Source organism: Paenibacillus sp. 01T422, from assembly GCF_056398785.1.
The window spans coordinates 1-17091 of record NZ_JBFTQB010000096.1 but is presented as its reverse complement, the minus strand read 5'-3'; the positions used below and the strand labels follow the sequence as shown (position 1 = coordinate 17091).

The following is a 17091-nucleotide window of genomic DNA, read 5'->3' as shown; positions in this document are numbered from 1 at the left end:
CCCTTTATACTAATAAACAGGTTAATTAACCTATGTTCTATTATTATGAAGGAGGTCTTTTTATCACATGAAAAAAACATTACAAACTCGCCTTACAGCACTCGCTCTTGTAACCGCTCTTACAAGCACTTTTACTGGCAGTATCGCCTTTGCAGACACAGCAGCACCCGCATCTTCTACCACTATGAAGTCAGATATGCGTCTTGCCATCGATAACGGTGCCATCGAAGGCTACGGAGATACCGACTACCGCGGTGTTAACCCGGCTACACGTGCTGAGGTTGCCACAATGATCAACCGTGCAGCTAAATTGAAAAGCGCAGATCCCGCTTCTGTCACTTTCACTGACCTAGCCAATTGGCAGAGGCAAGCTGTTACCAACGCAGTTGCAGCGAAGCTGATCAGCGGGTTCGCTGATGGTACGTTCCACCCAGATGCTGCAGTCACTCGCCAAGAGCTTGCTGAGTTAATCGTGAAAGTGGTGACTGGCGGTAAGCTGCCAAGCGTGAATGAGAATGTTCTGAACTACTTCAAGGACGCTGATTCGATTGCAAAAGAATCCCGCCCTTATGTCGCATATGCTGTCATCAGCGGAATTTTCAGCCCGACACTCGATGGAAACTTCAACCCGACGGCTGCCGTTACACGCGATGAAGTCGCTAAGGCGCTTAAGCCGGTTTTATTTAAGGTCGTTGATATTTTAACTACAAATGATATTCACGGTAAAATCGAAGTTGGATTTGATAAAAAGCGCAACCAAGGTCAAGGCGGTATTGAAACCGTTGGCGGGATCGTCACCGATTTCCGTACTGTTAATCCTGAAGGCACTGTTGTGGTGGACGGCGGAGACGCTTGGCAAGGCACGCTTATTTCGAATACGACCAATGGTCAATCCGTCATGGATACAATGGCTCAAGTAAACTACGATGCTGCCGCCATCGGAAACCATGAGTTTGATTTTGGCCGTGACGTTTTAATTAATAACATTAAGAATGCGAAATTCCCTATTCTAGGCGCTAACATTATCGACACGACAACAGGCAAGCGCGTAGATTGGACACAACCTTACGTAATCGTTGAAAAAGATGGACTAAAGATCGGTATCATCGGCTTCGCGACTCCACAAACAACGTCAACGACCAAGTCAACTAACATTGAAGGGCTTTCCTTCGTGGATCCGGTTCCTTTAGCCAAAGAGTTGTCAGCTGAACTGCGCGCCAAAGGCGTTGACATCATTATGGTTACTTCCCACCTACCTGGTGAGCAGAACCAAAAATCCGCTGAAATCATCAGCGAGCTTGCAGATCTGGCAAAAGGTACAGGCAACGGTACACTGGATGCGATCGTCGGTGGACACTCCCACATGCGTGTTTCCGGAATCGTGAACGGCATCCCTGTTGTAGAAGCGCAAAGCTGGTTGTACGCGGTTGGTCACATTCAACTATTTGTAGACAAAACCACAAAACAGGTCGTTTCATCGAACGCAAGCTTGCTAGAAACCTACACGAACCTAACAACAGCTGACGAGAAAATTCACCAAACAGTAGAAGACTACAAAGCGAAAATTGCAACAAAATCCAGTGAAGTTGAAGTCGTTGTCGCTGAACCGCTTGGACGCAAATCGTTCCGTTTCGATAGCAATGGCGGCGTAGATCGTGATGGCGCTTCGCAACTGGGCAACAGCATCACGGATGCTATGCGCGCTACTGAGAAATCCGATATCGCCTTCACTAACATTGGTGGTATCCGTGCCGATGTAGATAAAGGTGATCTAACTTATGGGGAAATGTTTGAAGTATTCCCTTTCGGCAACTACAATGTGACAGGCACAATGACAGCCGAGCAAATCAAAAAAGCATTGGAAGTAACGGACAAGTATACGAATCTTCCTGCTATTCAATTCTCCGGTCTTAAAGTCGAGTGGGACAGCACCAAACCTCTTGGCGAGAAATATTCCAAAATCACGCTAGTAGACGGTACACCGATCTATGTGGACGGCAAGTTCAACACAGACCGCACGTTCAAAGTGACGACGAATGATTTCATGGCAACAGGCAGCGGTGATGGCTTTACGGTGTTCGGTGAAGTGAAAGATTGGAAAGATGGCGCAATCATGCTAGATGCTTGGGTAAGCTACGCGAACTCCTTGAAAGCGGCAGGTAAAGAGTTATCCGTACAGGACGACGGACGTGACGTACGCTTGGATCTTAAGAAATAAGCACTTATTTATTCATTAATCCCGTTAAATAATAAAAGGTCTTTGATCAATCCCTCATGGGAGAAATCAAAGACCTTTTTGATTACGCTAGCCAAACTCGGATAAGAGACAATAATTGGTTTAAATTCAGTGGCTTGCTGATGTAGTCGGAAGCGCCTGCTTGCAGGCAAATGTCACGGTCCTGTTTCATCGCTTTAGCCGTTATTGCAATGATCGGCAGATGTTCATTGCGTTCATCTTTTCTAATCATACGCATGGCTTCATAGCCATCCATCACGGGCATCATCATATCCATAAGGATGATATCAATCTGCGGCTCCTTCTGCAAAATAGCCAGACATTCCTGCCCATCATGCGCAATGATGACGGTCATCCCTTCATTTTCAAAAGCGTTGCTTAGCACAAATACATTTCGAACGTCATCGTCAACGACCAAGACAACCCTTCCCCGCAAAATATTGGGCTCTGCCAAAATAAGAGAAGGTTCTTCCTGCTTGGCTGGAGTGGTCTCATAGGTTGCTGCCGCTTCCTCCCATGCCGGTTGAAATTCACTGACCCCCGGCTCCAAGGATGGGATGTAAACCGTAAACGTGCTTCCCACTCCCTCTTCGCTGCTCATTCCGATGTCCCCGCCAAGCAGTCCCGCTAGTTCGCGTGAGATGGAGAGGCCAAGGCCAGTCCCCCCGTACTTCCGATTGGTCGTGCCGTCGGCTTGCCGGAAGGGTTCGAAAATTAGCGCCTGCTTATCAAGAGGAATGCCGATCCCCGTATCTCTAACGGAAATGGCAAGGACTTGATCAGGGTTAGCAGAAGTCAGCACCTGAGCGACTTGCTCTGCCTCACACCGCTTGATGCTCACATGAACACTGCCCTCATGCGTAAACTTAAACGCGTTGGACAGCAAGTTTTTCAAAATTTGACTGAGTCGCTGCTCGTCCGTATAAAAGTGCTCCGGCACCGGGAATTCCAACTCAATGTTCAAGGTAAGATTGCGCTGTTCAGCTACCTTGGCAAATTGACTCTGAATGAGCTTAGGGAGTTCTCTTACATTCATCTCCCCAATATGGATGTCCAGCTTGCCAGCCTCCACTTTGGATAAATCGAGAATATCGTCAATTAGCAGCAGTAGATCGGTTCCCGAGGAATGGATCACACGAGCATATTCCTGCTCATCAACGCCCAAGTTCCCCATCTTATTTTCTTGCAGCATTTGGGATAAAATAAGCACGCTGTTAAGCGGTGTCCGAAATTCATGTGACATATTAGCCAGAAACTCCGATTTATATCGAGAACTTAGCTGCAGCTGTACAGCATGTTCTTCGAGAGCCACCTTGATACGCTCAAGCTCCTTGGATCTTTCATCCGCACATCGATTATGCTCCTCTAACTGTTCATTCGTCATATGCAGCTCTTCCTGCTGGCTTTGGAGCTCTTCCGTTTGAATCTGCAGCTCTTCCGTCATGAGTTGAGATTCCCGGAGAAGCCTCTCCACTTCCACTCGCGTTTGCACACTATGAACAATGGTTCCAAGAACGTCTAGAATATCTTCGAGAAGTTCCATATGTTGATGGGTAAACTTATTTAAGCTGGCTAATTCCATAACCGCAATCACTTCATGATGATGTAAAATCGGCACAATCAGCACGCTTTGCGCTTTCACAGCGCCGAGCCCTGACGTTATTTTGACATAATGATCAGGCACATTCATGAAATGGAACATTCGCTTCTCCAGCGCGCATTGACCGACTAGCCCTTCCCCCAAATGAAATCGATGAATCCCGATGTCATTCTCGTTATCCATCATGGCGTATGCCGCAATTTTCTCCATTGTAACCTTGCCCTTATGGGTAGAACGAAGGTAAAAGAGACCGAAGGATGCACCAAAAAGCTCAGCGGCTTTACTAATAAAGGACGAACCTAGCGTTTCTATATCCGATATGCCTTGAAGCATATGAACCACTTCCGCAAGCTTGCGCTGCTGCCATTCTATCTCCTCTTGATTCTCTAAAAGCATATTCGTTGCCTCAGCGAGATCCTTCACTTCATCGTTCATTGTGACATGGATGCGCTGTGAGTAGTCTCTCTTGAATGAGCTTAATTTCAAAATGCTTTTGGTCACCTGCTTAATCGTTCCAACAATCGACTGCGATATCAAGAGTGCAGTTGTTAAAGAAAAAATAAGCAGCAGGGTCAACATAATAAACAAGGATCTCGTGAACATCCTGTTCTGATCATCTAATAGCTTGGCTCTATCTTTCGTAAGCGCTATCTCAATATCCCGGAAACGATCGAGCTGAGTGCGGATATCCTCCACATTTTGCTTGCCCAGATAAAAGTCGTAAGGATTAACGGTATATATGCCTGGACCTTGCTCCCTTTTCATCATTGGACCTGTCGCCCCGTCAAGCTGCATGATCCAGCCTTCTATGGACTTTTTGATCGTTTGTAAACTTTGTTCCTGGACAGCATTTTCCTGTGTAAGTTGGCTCAGCTTCATGTAGGACTGCCGCCAGCTGGTCTCTCCGTTGCGGTACGGTTCAAGGTAAGCAGGATCTCCGGTTATCAGATAACCTCGTTGCCCGCTTTCCATATCCATCACATATTTCTCGATGCTGTTGATTTCACTATGGACGGCAAAATCATGCTCAATGATATAATTTCTATCTGTTTGCATCGAGGTCACTTGATTAATCACTAGTGTGAATACAACACTAATACAGGCGAAAATGAAAATGTAGCCAAGCATGATTTTGGATCGGATACCAAACCTCTTCTTTTTCCCCATCCTTGCAGTGTCCTCTCCTTAACGTCGTATTACGCATCTTTACGTATTATACTACTCTCCTAAAAGTTGGGATATGGGATTTTTTATACTTTACTACTTTACCAAGTTAATGTATTATTTAACTAAAGTAAATATATTTCTAGGAGTGATACTTTTGATCAATCGCACAACTGACAACATACGTCCACGCGGCGTTCTGTCTCGCATGAAGCCTTATTCTCCCGGCAAGCCCATTTGGGAAGTCCAGCGGGAATTAGGCATCGACAAGGTGACCAAACTCGCTTCCAACGAGAACCCCATTGGTCCGTCGCCATTAGCTACTTCAGCCATTCAATCCTATTTAACAGATATTCATCGCTATCCCGATGCTGACACGATTGATCTCTGCCACGCTATTGCCAGCAAGTTGGAGGTTCAGCCCGAGCAAGTCCTTGTCACCAATGGTGCCGATGAGCTCATTACTCTTTTATCCGAAACGTTCTTAGAGGAAGGCGACGAGGTGATCGTGCCCTCTCCAACCTTCAGTGAATATGAATTTGGCGCCAATCGGCTTGAGCTGGTACGTCAGGGATATCCCCTTATCGTCACTCAAACTTTTTCCAAAATTTATGGCTTAGCTGGCATTCGTGTTGGGTATGGCATTGCTTCTGCAAGCATTTTGCACAATATTCGTCAGGTTAAAGAGCCTTTCAACGTAAACGCCTTAGCACAAGTCGGCGCAGCAGCTGCCATTCAGGACGATGCTCATCTCGAAGCAACACGAGAAATTAATACCCTCGGCAGAGAGCGGCTCTATGAAAGTCTGCAGGAGTTAGGATTCAAATTCACGCGCAGCATGAGTAATTTCGTACTCGTCGAGCTTGGCCCTGATGCGAAATCTATCTACGATCAATTAATGAGAAAAGGCGTTATCCTGCGATATGCAGGCGCGTGGAACTTACCCAACCATGTGAGGATTTCAATAGGAACTCCTGATGATCATCAAGCGCTGATTAGCGCCCTACGCGAGGTGCTGCAGGAGTCCAAGGAACAGCAACTCCTATCTGCCCAGAAGGATTAAACAATTGCGCGAGCATCCAACTCATTGTTCGACAGCGACAAAATATGCTACAATGCAAAAAATGCAGTTTGTTGGAGGTTCGCTATGCTGAAGGAATTTAAAGATTTTGCTTTTAAAGGGAATATGGTCGATCTAGCGGTGGGGGTTATTATCGGGGGAGCTTTCGGAAAAGTCATTACATCCATCGTCAATGATGTGATCATGCCGCCTATCGGATTACTGCTGGGCAGAGTGAACTTTAATGAGCTTTTCATATCCTTGAATGGTAAACACTATGATAACCTTGCTCAATCTGTCGAAGATAAAGCACCGGTTCTAAAGTATGGGGCCTTTATTTCTACTTTCTTAGACTTTTTAATTGTTGCTGCCGTCATTTTTATTGTTATTAAACAATTGTCCAAGTTCCGCAAGAAAGAAGAGCCGAAAGAAAAAGCTCCTGCGACAAAATCTTGCCCGCACTGCTTGTCAGATATTCCAGCACAAGCAACCCGCTGCAAATACTGTACATCTGAGTTGTCATCCGGACCGTCTGTGTCAGGAAGTATTCAGTAGGCGTTCTCGCAAAGCATAGAGATGAATGATAGACATGAATGATAAACATGAATGATAGACATGAACGATAAAAGGAGTTAAGCGCTTATCAGCCGCTTAACTCCTTTTTGTGCGCAGATCGGCAATCTCGCCCTGCGTGAAAGCATCTCCCTGCAGCAGCTCCAGAAGCTGCGCCGCTGTAGCTTCAGGCGACTGCAGCTCGCCGTCCGTATGCAGCTTCACGAACCGGTTCAGCTGCGGGAAGTTCTCTTCAGATGCAGCGCGAATCTCCCGCTGCATCTCGGTATCCACCACCCCCGGTGCAACGGAGATCACCTCCACCGGGTAGGGCTGCTCTATCTGCTCGACGCCAATGCACCGCGTCAGCATATCAAGCCCGGCCTTGGCGGTGCAATACGCCCCCCAGCCGGGATAGGGCTTTTTGCCTGCGCCCGAGGAGATATGGACGACCCGCTTCTTGACCGGCAGCGACTGCGTCTGCCGAATGAAGCTGTTCGTCAGCAGCGTGGGCGCGACGAGATTGACCTGCAGACTCCGCTGCAGGTCTCCTTGGTCAGCTCGGCCGATGAACGTCATCGGCTCGAGCTGACCCGCGTTGTTGATGAGCGTGATGGCATCCGCTCGATCAACCTGGCCAAGGATTCGCTCCATAAGCGAATCCAGGCCGTCTGTTTGCGCCAAGTCGTAAGCATGAAAGGTGTAGTCACCTTTCATGCTTGACGCCTCTTGGCGGAGGCTCTGGCTTTCGCCGCGCGACACGCAGTGAACCGCGGCGCCTTGGTGCAGGAGCTGCCTCGCAAGCTCAGCTCCGAGGCCTTTGGAGCCCCCCGTGATGATATAGGCAGGCATGTGACCGGCTCCTTTTAAATAGAGTATAGGGTGCAGCTTAAGGAACTTTGACAACAAATGGGACCGTGAACACCTTACCGCCACGCTGAAATTCTCCCCAGATTTTGTAGACTCCGCTTTTGGGGAACGTCGTCATGAACTTGGCTTCTGGCCCCGTTGATTTCTCATCGGTCGGATGGACATGCAAGTATTGATCCGCATTCGCGTCCAGGATAACAACATGGCCGACAGCCCCTAAGTACGGCTGCAAATCTTGAATAGGTGTTTTTGTAGCTGCATCCTTAAAGGTATAGGTTAGATTGAGCTCCATCCCTGCCATAAGATGATCGATATTTAGAGTCACTTCATTGCCATCTATGGTCTTGGTCCAAGCCCCCTCTGGTTCAATGGCCACTGGTGGCGCTGCGTCCCCTTGTACAGTCAAGGTGTAACTTTTGACCAGGTTCTCTTTCCCGCTTGGTTTAAAATCTGCAAAAAGCCTGTAATCCCCGCCCGAGGGAAACTGCGTCGATACCGTGAATAGACCTTTTCCTTTGTACTCCGGATGCAGATGCCTGTAATAAGAAAGATCTTTGCTCACCGCGATGAGATGCATCTTCTTCTCATGATTCAGGTCAAAATCGTCAATCGGCTTACCGCCACTATCTTGAATCTGAATCGTCACCGTTGTCTCTTCTTTGGCCTTCGCCTGAGGTGCTTGAAAGATCGCCTGAATCTGCTCCGCTGAGCTCCCCGCTTCATGGCCGCTACTGTGTACCGAATGATCCATGGTCTGCGACTTTCCGCACCCGCTCAGAAAAAGTGCCAATGACAACAAGATTAGACTCGGTATTCTCATTGCACCACATCATAGCCTTGCTCCTCAATTGCTTCTTTGATCGCTTCCACACTCAACTTGCTTTCATCGTACTCCACTTCGACTAATTTGCCTGCTAAGTTTACTTTCCCCTCAGCCCCAAGCTCTTTCATTGCTTTCTCAACGGTATTCACACAGTGATTACAGGACATACCTTCTACTTTTAAAATAATACTGGACATGACATTCACTCCTTCAATGGATTTAGTTTTGATTTCAACTTTATTTCATTAGGGTATTCATGGTTTTGAGCAGTTCATCGACGACATCCATGTCGCCCTCCTGGATACGTTCGACGACACAGCTTTTGAGGTGGCCGGCTAGCAGCAGTTTCCCCACGCCATTAAGTGCCGACTGAATCGCGGCAATTTGATGCAAAACATCATCGCAATACGTATCTTTCTCGATCAAACCTTTGACCCCGCGAACTTGACCTTCAATGCGGTTCAAACGCTTCGTTAAATCCGCTTTGAGTTTATCGGAATGATGGCTCTTCCGCTCCTGTTCATCCAAGCCGCAGTGGCCCACTTCCGTATCCAATTCCTTGTTCATTGGGCTGTCTCCTTTAAGGGCTGTTTTTACTACTTATCATACCCCCATCCCGTATATTGTCAATCCTTTGGAATGTCCTTCTCTCAAAGTTTAACCCTTTGCAGTCGAAGAGCATTCAGCACGACAGAAACAGAACTTAGCGCCATAGCAGCTCCTGCTACCCAAGGTTCGAGCAGGCCTAAAGCAGCGATTGGGATGCCAATCGTGTTGTAGCCAAGAGCCCAGAACAGATTTTGCTTAATATTGCGCATCGTCCGTCTGCTCATTTCAATGGCGTCAGCAATGGAGTTCAAATCGCCGCGCATTAATGTCACATCCGCCGCCTCCATGGCTACGTCACTTCCTGTCCCCATGGCCATGCCGATATCTGCCATTGCAAGCGCTGGCGCATCGTTGATGCCATCGCCGACCATTGCGACGCGGAAACCCTCCGCTTGCAATCTTTTCACTTCTGCCGCTTTCCCTTCCGGCAAAATCTCCGCCAAAACCTGCTTGATGCCAGCTTGCTGGGCAATTGCTTTTGCCGTACGTGCATTATCCCCTGTGATCATGATGACCCCAATACCCATCGCTTCCAAACGGGCTACCGCTTCCTGCGATGTTTCCTTGATTGTATCCGCCACAGCAACGAATCCGGCATATGCGCCGTCAATGGCTGCCAGCATAACTGTTTTGCCATCGTTCTCTAAACGTTCCATATCTGTCAGCGCCTCCGCTATATCGATCCCCTTCTCAGTAAGCAGTCTTCGTGTCCCGATGACGACCTGACTGCCTTCCACTTGGGCCTCCAATCCAAAGCCAGGAATGGCTCTGAAGTTCGTGGCTTCCGGCAACAATGGAATGGAAGGTAATATTCCTTGGACGATAGCATCAGCTAGCGGATGTTCCGAACTGCGCTCTGCTGCTCCGACGAAGCGAAGAAACGTTGTTTGGTCCGTATGCGTTTGGATATCTGTAAGCTGTGGTTTCCCTTTGGTTACTGTGCCCGTCTTATCCAAAACTACAACGTCTAGGTGATGAGCTGCTTCCAAATGTTCGCCACCTTTGAACAAAATGCCTAATTCCGCTGCCCGTCCGGACCCCGCCATAATGGAGGTCGGCGTTGCCAAGCCCAATGCGCAAGGGCATGCGATAACGAGGATCGCGATTGTTTTTTCCAGTGCGCCAGCGAAGTTAGCCGGATCAAACCRGAAGTACCACAGGACGAAGGCGATGAGGGCAATCCCTACGACAATCGGGACAAAAATCCCCGAAATTACGTCCGCCACACGCTGAATCGGTGCCTTCGACCCCTGCGCTTCTTCAACGACTTTGATGATTTGCGACAGCACGGTGTCACGCCCAACCTTGGTCGCTTGTATTCGGAGTACACCATTCTTATTCAGCGTTGCGCCAATCACTTTATCGCCTTCGCGTTTCTCAACCGGCAGGCTTTCACCTGTCAGCATGGACTCATCAACCGAGGAAAGTCCTTGTAAAACCGTACCGTCCACCGGAATCTTCTCACCCGGTTTCACGATAGCGACATCCCCAGGAATTACTTCTTCCAGCGGAATGCTGATTTCTTGCCCATCACGGATGACTAAGGCACTTTTGGCCTGCAGACCCATCAGAGATTTAATGGCTTCCGAGGTGCGCCCTTTGGCGAGAACTTCGAACCATTTTCCAAGAATGACGAGTGTGATGAGGATGGCGCTAGTTTCATAATATAGCTCTGGCGCATGATGATGATCACTTTGACCTGCCCACTGGAACGTCAGATACAAGCTGTAAAAGTACGCGGCTGATGTTCCCAGCGAAATGAGCACATCCATATTGGCGCTTTTATTAGTAAGCGCTTTGTAGGCACCAATGTAGAATTGGCGCCCAATGATAAACTGGACGGGTGTCGCGAGCGCCAGCTGCACCCATGGATTCATGAGCAGCTCCGGCAGCCAAATCCACGAAGTGAAGGAGAAGTGGCTAACCATCGCCCATAACAACGGGAAAGAAAGTATGGCTGAAATCCACAGCTTGCGCTTATGCTTCTGCATCTCTTTCGCGCGATGCTCGCTGGTTTCCGCCTGTTCTCTTTTGCGAGCTGCTTCGTAGCCTAACTTGGCAACTCGTGCTTGCATATCCTCCGGCGTTACCTCCGAAGGTTGATATGCGATACGAGCAGTTTCCATAGCCAGGTTGACGGATGCTTGTGCTACACCGGGCATTTTGCTCAGCCCTTTTTCAATTCTGGTTGCGCATGCAGCACAGGTCATTCCTTTAATATCGAAATCAACCGTCGCGGTCGATTGGGTGGGTTGGAGCTGTCGTGTAGATTCGGTGCTCATAGGGATTATCACCTCACAGTGTGGTATTTGTTTATATAGTATACCCCCCTACCCTATATTGTCAAGTGAATCCTGCTTGCTCTTATCACAATATTTTACCCATATAACCAACTTCCACTTCACCAGCCATTAACAATTTTCAAAAAACTAGCGACAATTTCGTTCAGGCTATACTTAAGGGAACTGGAATCCTCTATTTGAGGCTATATGAACTACTTTCCTATTTGAACGGAACTACAGGGTCTAATTTCGGCTTCAATGGCACATTTCTGGATTAAATGCTTAAATAACGGATCGTAGTTCCCATTACATGTGGAAAATGTACATTTCCCGAGGAATAGGGGACTGTAGTTCCCAGCTCGTCAGCAAAAATAAAGGCCTGACGGGTCAATCTCCGTCAGGCCTTACTATTTATTTCGCCGCTTCAGCTCAGCAAACTCATTCCCAAGTTGTGAATCTCCGCTTCCATTTCCCGCCGCAACAACAACTTATCGCTTTCATCCATAAACGCGGCCTCTACCCCATTCATCACCAGCCTAACAAGTTCAGGCTCCGTGAAGCCAAAACGGTCGGACAGCACACGGTATTCATTCGTAATGTCCGTCCCCGARACGCTCGGATTATCCGTATTGATCGTGACGAGAAGCCCTCGCTCCAAGTATTCTCGGATCGGGTAAGCTTCCCAACCGGAAACGGCCTTCGTTTGGATGTTGCTGATCGGGCACATTTCGAGCGGGATGCGGCGGTCTTTGACCATTTCCAAAATGTCGCTGTTCTCGTTCAGCCTGACACCATGCCCGATGCGCACCGCGCCGAGATTCGTAACGGCTTCGTACACATTCATCGCGCCTGCCGCCTCTCCGGCATGTATGGTAACAGGGATTCCGAGTCGGCTCGACTCCGCAAAAACCTCCCGGAACCATTCCGGCGGATAGGAAGCCTCATCACCTGCTAAGTCGACGGCGACTACGCCTTTACCGACAAACTCTGCTGCCGCCCGAATCACTTCCAAGTTGCTTTCGCAGGAATGATTTCTCATGCAGATCGCAATAACACCGGCTCTCACGCCAAAATCCCGTTGTCCGCGCCTCATCCCTTCTACGACATAATGAATCGTTTCTTCCACAGTCAAACCGTTATTCCGATGCAGCTGCGGTGCAAAACGCACCTCCACATATTTGCAGTTATGTTCTGCCGATTGCTGAGCAACCTCGTAGGCAACCCGCTCCAAAGCTTCACCCGATTGCATAAAACGAGTCGTAAAATCAAATTTACTCAAGTATTCGATGAGACTGCCACATTCCTCGCCTACACGCATATGTGGTATCAAATCTTCTTTATTGTACACGGGAAGATCGATGCCTTGATCAAGGGCAAGCTCCAGAATCGTTTCCGGMTTCACACTCCCATCCAAGTGCAAATGAAGATCAACTTTAGGCAGTCGCGTTAGCCAATCATGCGTCCGATTGTATGCCATCTTCCATCATTCCCTTCGTTATTATTGGTTTGAGCAGGCACCTACTTCTGTATGCCGCTACAAAGAATTTTACTAACTTTAATCCAATGTCACTTATATGTCAATATATATAACAAAATTTTATCATTATAATATATGTGTTATATTTTATGACGCAACTGTGACTTAAACTCTTTTTTTCCAAAGAGCAGTATTGTATAGAAAGTTAGCCATTGTCTGCATTAAAATCTCGATCCTCTACAAGGTATAATTTTATATGTAAGCGCATCCACGATTAGGAAGGAGGATACAAGCGAAATATCCCGCATCGCGGACATGCACAATTGCAATAACATTCGACGATCCAAGGAGGTTGTAGAAATGTTTAAACATGTGAAACGTCTAATACGAACTGCCTGTTATGTTACACTAGGCTCTCTCCTCATCTCGTCCTTCGGCATCCAAGCACCCACAGCGCATGCAGCAGTAGCCCGACAAATGGAGAAGCTCGACCGGGGTCTGGTAGCCGTCAAAGTATCAACCGGCGTGCTTGTGAGCTGGAGGCTCCTGGGTACTGAGGCAGCTAGTACATCTTTCAACATATACCGCAACGGTGTTAAGCTCAACGCTTCCCCCCTTACAACCAGCACAAACTATCAAGACAACACAGGAACTACAAGTTCGAGTTATACGGTTCGTGCCGTCGTAGGCGGCGTCGAGCAAGCGGCATCCGTTGCTGCGACACCTTGGGCAAATAATTATTTGGATGTCCCTCTTCAAAGACCGGCAGGCGGCACAACTCCAGACGGGGTAAACTATACCTACAATGCCAATGATGCGAGTGTCGGCGATTTGGATGGCGATGGACAGTATGAAATTGTTTTGAAATGGGACCCCTCTAACTCCAAAGACAACTCGCAAGATGGATATACGGGTGAGGTGTTTGTCGATGCTTATAAACTGGATGGAACTCGCTTATGGCGAATTTCTATGGGGAAAAACATTCGGGCAGGCGCTCATTATACGCAATTTATGGTCTATGATTTGGACGGGGATGGGAAAGCTGAAGTTGCCATGAAAACGGCAGACGGTACGAAGGATGGCACAGGGACAGTGATAGGCAGCTCAACCGCCGACTATCGCAATTCAGTAGGCCGAGTCCTGACTGGGCCTGAATTCTTAACCATTTTTGCTGGACCGACAGGCAAAATATTGACGACTACGAGCTACGATCCGCCGCGCGGTACGGTTGGGGATTGGGGCGATACGTACGGCAACCGGGTAGATCGCTTTCTGGCAACGATCGCCTATCTGGACGGGGAGAAACCAAGCCTGGTGATGGCCCGCGGCTATTACACACGCAGTGTGCTCGTGGCTTACAATTGGCGGGGCGGAACGCTTTCCAAACTGTGGACCTTTGACAGCAACGCTTCCGGGAACTCGGCCTATGCTGGCCAGGGGAACCACAACCTGACCGCAGCTGATGTCGATGGAGACGGGAAAGACGAAATCATATACGGCGCCATGACGGTAGACGATAACGGTGCGAGGAAATATAACACAGCGCTAGGCCATGGTGATGCACTTCATGTCGGTGATCTAGATCCGAATAACCCGGGGCTTGAAGTATTTAAGGTTATGGAAAACACAAGCGCTACCTATGGAGCAGCTGTCTGGAATGCAGGCACCGGCGCGGTACGGTGGGGCGTGCATACAGGTGCTGACACCGGAAGAGGCATGTCTGCCGATATTGATCCGAGATATGCTGGTGAAGAGGTCTGGGCGAGCAATAGTGTCGGACTGTACCAAATCAACGGCACCAAAATCAGCTCCACCGTGCCCTCTTCCATTAACTACGGCATCTGGTGGGACGGCGATGTCTCTCGTGAGCTGCTGGATCATAATTGGGATGGCACCAATGGGGTAGGCAGAATTGATAAGTGGAATTATACAAGCCTTAATACAACGACTCTTTTAACCGCAACAGGCACTTATTCCAACAATGGGACAAAAGGGAACCCCAGCTTGCAGGCCGACATTCTGGGAGATTGGCGTGAGGAGGCCATTTGGCGGAAGTCGGATAGCTCCGCGCTGCGCATCTATGCTACTCCTTACGAGACTAGCACCCGCCTATGGACTTTAATGCATGATCCGCTTTATCGTCTGGATATTGCTTGGCAGAATGTAGCTTACAACCAGCCGCCGCATACGAGTTATTATCTCGGAACAGGTATGGCGACGCCAACCCAACCGAATATCTACGTAACTCCATAAATACAGGGCAATAAGGGACTGTCTCGAAAGTAGACTATACTACTTTGGAGGCAGCCCCTTTTTTCAATGCATGGTAAGGCGTATATGTTTTCGAAAGACAGCCGGAGGCGTGCCATAAAAAGCAGCAAACTGCCGTGAAAAGTAAAATGGATGGTTAAACCCTACTTCCTCAGCAATTTCCGCAATGGATAGAGAGGTTGTCTCAAGCAGTTTTTTAGACTGCCGAAGGCGGGTTTTATTTAACATTTCCATGACGGATTCACCAGTCTGCCTTTTGAATAGATGCGCAAATCTGGAGGCCGACAAATTAACTCTAGCTGCTAATTCCGGCACGTTGAAAGGCTTATTATACTGCTGCGAAATTAGCTTAATCGTCTCTTCTACGCGTGAATCCATCGGAAATTGCGTTTCGAGGGCATTTTTGGATATCAGGAGCAAGATTTCCTCCAATGCATTCACGGCCAATCTTTCGGAGAACAGATGCGATTCTTCATTATACTGGATCAGGCTGTTGAAAGCTCCCGCTAGGTGATGCCAATCATTGTCGTTATCAAAACGGGCAGATCGAATTCCCTTAATCGTTTGAGGGAGCTGCAGCAGAGGCAGCCAATCTTCTTTGGGAACAAAATGGCACCAGTTAAATTCCCAAATTGTATGCTCCGGAGTCCCATAATAATGCGGCGTACCAGGGGTAATGAGTGTAATTTCACTTTCGGGGCATTCACAGGTTTCGTTGCCGTTATGAAATAAACCTTTGCCGTGCAACGTCATCGTGAGGTAAAAATCCTTCGTTCCTTTCGATCGCTTCACGCGATAGCCGAACGGCTGGCGGTAGCGGCCGGATACTAACTTTCCAGGGATCGTCGTGCGGTTCTCTTGGGCAGACAAACTCATAAATTCCGACATGAGTTGGATTCCTCCAATTCCTAGATATCAACTAGTATATCGCACTTTCTCTTCCTTTTGCTGAATGACCTTCAGAGCTTCCCGTACGCTAAGCGGCGAAAGCTCAGTCTCAGCAACAAACGCCTGTACAGCAGCAGCATCCGTCTTCGAGTATTCACGCAGCGCCCAGCCGATTGCCTTCCGGATAAAAAACTCCTTCGAGTCCGCCATACGCCGAATACAGCTAAAAAGAAGCGGCACGTCTGTGTGCTGCTTATATTTGAGCTGGAACAAAATCGCTGTCCGCTGCAGCCACATATTGCCTGACGAGAGCCATTTCTCCACATATGTCGGGACGAGATTTGGATACTTCTGCAAGTGAACGCCGATTAAATGGTCAGCAATTGGATCCACCGAATCCCACCAGGAATTCGTTACGACCATGTGTTCCAGCAAATCAATATGCTCTTTTTCCGCATTTTTGCGAAGCTGAGTAAGCAGCTGCAGCGCCGTGTAATGGAATTCCCGCTCTGGCAAAGCCCAGAGCTCCTCAGCCACCTTCATGCCTTCGGCTCCTTTGGGATAGCTTTGCTCCTTCCAGAATTGTTTCGTCAATGCCACGCGCTGCGGATTGCGAATACCAAGAAAAGGGAATTGGTCGCGCATATAAGCGGACATTGCGGCTGCATCAACCCCGCTGCTGTGCGCTCTTAGCAAAGCCTCCAGCTTGTCCGTATAGAATGATGACATCGTTGACGCGCCTCCTTTTAAACTGAAAAGCTCTCGCTTTATTCTAGCAATTCCGCCTTGATTCGGGTATGCTTAAAGCAGAATTTATATATAGACTACCTATCGGAACGGAGAGGAACACATGACTTACAAGTTAGTAGCATCTGATTTGGACGATACGCTTTTGCGTGATGATTTGAYGATTTCTGAGGAAACGATTAAAGCGATGCATCAGGCAGTTGCTAAGGGTGTGACGGTAACGATTGCGACAGGCAGAAGCTTCCCATCCGCAGCCAAAATCGCGAATCAAATCGGGCTCAATGTACCGATCATTACGTATCAAGGCGCATCGATCAAGAATCTCCTCGACGAGGAAGTCCTGTACGAGCGTATGGTACCGGTCGAAAGCGCGCGCTACCTGCTCGATTATTGCGAAAAGAGAAATCTCCATCTTCAGCTTTACCATGGCGACCAGCTTTATGCAGCTGAAGATAATGATAAAATTAAAAATTACGTGCGTCTATCCAAAACGCCTTATATCATCGGCGACT

General features: G+C 48.3%; 14 protein-coding genes. 5 read left to right on the top strand and 9 right to left on the bottom strand.

Annotated elements, in window-relative coordinates:
* Positions 1-67: 67 nt before the first annotated feature.
* Positions 68-2218: a 5'-nucleotidase C-terminal domain-containing protein gene (locus AC1DUA_RS07725; protein ID WP_477499174.1), complete on the top strand. Its 2151-nt coding sequence runs from the start codon at positions 68-70 to the stop codon at positions 2216-2218.
* An 82-nt stretch (positions 2219-2300) separates the two neighbouring features.
* Here AC1DUA_RS07725 and AC1DUA_RS07720 read toward each other — a convergent pair whose 3' ends face one another.
* Complete coding sequence (locus AC1DUA_RS07720) at positions 2301-5003, bottom strand: ATP-binding protein (RefSeq protein ID WP_477499173.1); 2703 nt, start codon at positions 5001-5003, stop codon at positions 2301-2303.
* A 205-nt stretch (positions 5004-5208) separates the two neighbouring features.
* Here AC1DUA_RS07720 and AC1DUA_RS07715 point away from each other — a divergent pair, with 205 nt between their 5' ends.
* Both AC1DUA_RS07715 and mscL read left to right on the top strand, forming a co-directional pair.
* Entirely contained in the window at positions 5209-6063 is an 855-nt protein-coding gene (locus tag AC1DUA_RS07715; RefSeq protein WP_477499175.1) for a pyridoxal phosphate-dependent aminotransferase, read from the top strand.
* An 84-nt stretch (positions 6064-6147) separates the two neighbouring features.
* Complete coding sequence (gene mscL, locus AC1DUA_RS07710; RefSeq protein ID WP_477499172.1) at positions 6148-6615, top strand: large-conductance mechanosensitive channel protein MscL; 468 nt, start codon at positions 6148-6150, stop codon at positions 6613-6615.
* 96 nt (positions 6616-6711) lie between these two features.
* Here mscL and AC1DUA_RS07705 read toward each other — a convergent pair whose 3' ends face one another.
* From AC1DUA_RS07705 to add, 6 genes are all read right to left on the bottom strand, one after another.
* Positions 6712-7464 carry a (S)-benzoin forming benzil reductase gene (locus tag AC1DUA_RS07705; RefSeq protein ID WP_477499171.1) on the bottom strand — a complete coding sequence of 251 codons (753 nt, stop codon included), beginning with the start codon at positions 7462-7464 and terminating at the stop codon, positions 6712-6714.
* A gap of 37 nt (positions 7465-7501) precedes the next feature.
* Positions 7502-8302 carry a hypothetical protein gene (locus AC1DUA_RS07700; RefSeq protein WP_477499170.1) on the bottom strand — a complete coding sequence of 267 codons (801 nt, stop codon included), beginning with the start codon at positions 8300-8302 and terminating at the stop codon, positions 7502-7504.
* Complete coding sequence (locus AC1DUA_RS07695; protein ID WP_477499169.1) at positions 8299-8502, bottom strand: copper ion binding protein; 204 nt, start codon at positions 8500-8502, stop codon at positions 8299-8301. Before AC1DUA_RS07695 ends, AC1DUA_RS07700 begins: the two co-directional genes overlap by 4 nt.
* 40 nt (positions 8503-8542) lie before the next feature.
* Complete coding sequence (locus tag AC1DUA_RS07690; protein WP_477499168.1) at positions 8543-8872, bottom strand: metal-sensitive transcriptional regulator; 330 nt, start codon at positions 8870-8872, stop codon at positions 8543-8545.
* Between the two features lie 83 nt (positions 8873-8955).
* On the bottom strand, positions 8956-11196 hold the full coding sequence (locus AC1DUA_RS07685; protein WP_477499167.1) for a heavy metal translocating P-type ATPase: 2241 nt from the start codon (positions 11194-11196) through the stop codon (positions 8956-8958).
* Between the two features lie 424 nt (positions 11197-11620).
* Complete coding sequence (gene add, locus AC1DUA_RS07680) at positions 11621-12673, bottom strand: adenosine deaminase (RefSeq protein WP_477499166.1); 1053 nt, start codon at positions 12671-12673, stop codon at positions 11621-11623.
* 360 nt (positions 12674-13033) lie between these two features.
* On the opposite strand from add, the gene AC1DUA_RS07675 reads away from it, so the two are divergent.
* Positions 13034-14926 carry a rhamnogalacturonan lyase gene (locus AC1DUA_RS07675; RefSeq protein ID WP_477499165.1) on the top strand — a complete coding sequence of 631 codons (1893 nt, stop codon included), beginning with the start codon at positions 13034-13036 and terminating at the stop codon, positions 14924-14926.
* 63 nt (positions 14927-14989) lie between these two features.
* Here AC1DUA_RS07675 and AC1DUA_RS07670 read toward each other — a convergent pair whose 3' ends face one another.
* Positions 14990-15832 (bottom strand): helix-turn-helix domain-containing protein, encoded by an 843-nt coding sequence (locus AC1DUA_RS07670; protein WP_477499164.1) that lies wholly within the window; start codon positions 15830-15832, stop codon positions 14990-14992.
* A gap of 27 nt (positions 15833-15859) precedes the next feature.
* Positions 15860-16561 (bottom strand): DNA alkylation repair protein, encoded by a 702-nt coding sequence (locus AC1DUA_RS07665; protein ID WP_477499163.1) that lies wholly within the window; start codon positions 16559-16561, stop codon positions 15860-15862.
* A gap of 121 nt (positions 16562-16682) precedes the next feature.
* Here AC1DUA_RS07665 and AC1DUA_RS07660 point away from each other — a divergent pair.
* A partial coding sequence (locus AC1DUA_RS07660) for an HAD-IIB family hydrolase (protein ID WP_477499162.1) occupies positions 16683-17091 on the top strand: 409 nt, incomplete at its 3' end.

Excerpts from the sequence above, each read along its gene's own strand:
- AC1DUA_RS07725 (WP_477499174.1), top strand. The coding sequence starts at position 68 with ATGAAAAAAACATTACAAACTCGCCTTACAGCACTCGCTCTTGTAACC.
- AC1DUA_RS07720 (WP_477499173.1), bottom strand. The coding sequence starts at position 5,003 with ATGGGGAAAAAGAAGAGGTTTGGTATCCGATCCAAAATCATGCTTGGC.
- AC1DUA_RS07715 (WP_477499175.1), top strand. The coding sequence starts at position 5,209 with ATGAAGCCTTATTCTCCCGGCAAGCCCATTTGGGAAGTCCAGCGGGAA.
- mscL (WP_477499172.1), top strand. The coding sequence starts at position 6,148 with ATGCTGAAGGAATTTAAAGATTTTGCTTTTAAAGGGAATATGGTCGAT.
- AC1DUA_RS07705 (WP_477499171.1), bottom strand. The coding sequence starts at position 7,464 with ATGCCTGCCTATATCATCACGGGGGGCTCCAAAGGCCTCGGAGCTGAG.
- AC1DUA_RS07700 (WP_477499170.1), bottom strand. The coding sequence starts at position 8,302 with ATGAGAATACCGAGTCTAATCTTGTTGTCATTGGCACTTTTTCTGAGC.
- AC1DUA_RS07695 (WP_477499169.1), bottom strand. The coding sequence starts at position 8,502 with ATGTCCAGTATTATTTTAAAAGTAGAAGGTATGTCCTGTAATCACTGT.
- AC1DUA_RS07690 (WP_477499168.1), bottom strand. The coding sequence starts at position 8,872 with ATGAACAAGGAATTGGATACGGAAGTGGGCCACTGCGGCTTGGATGAA.
- AC1DUA_RS07675 (WP_477499165.1), top strand. The coding sequence starts at position 13,034 with ATGTTTAAACATGTGAAACGTCTAATACGAACTGCCTGTTATGTTACA.
- AC1DUA_RS07670 (WP_477499164.1), bottom strand. The coding sequence starts at position 15,832 with ATGTCGGAATTTATGAGTTTGTCTGCCCAAGAGAACCGCACGACGATC.
- AC1DUA_RS07665 (WP_477499163.1), bottom strand. The coding sequence starts at position 16,561 with ATGTCATCATTCTATACGGACAAGCTGGAGGCTTTGCTAAGAGCGCAC.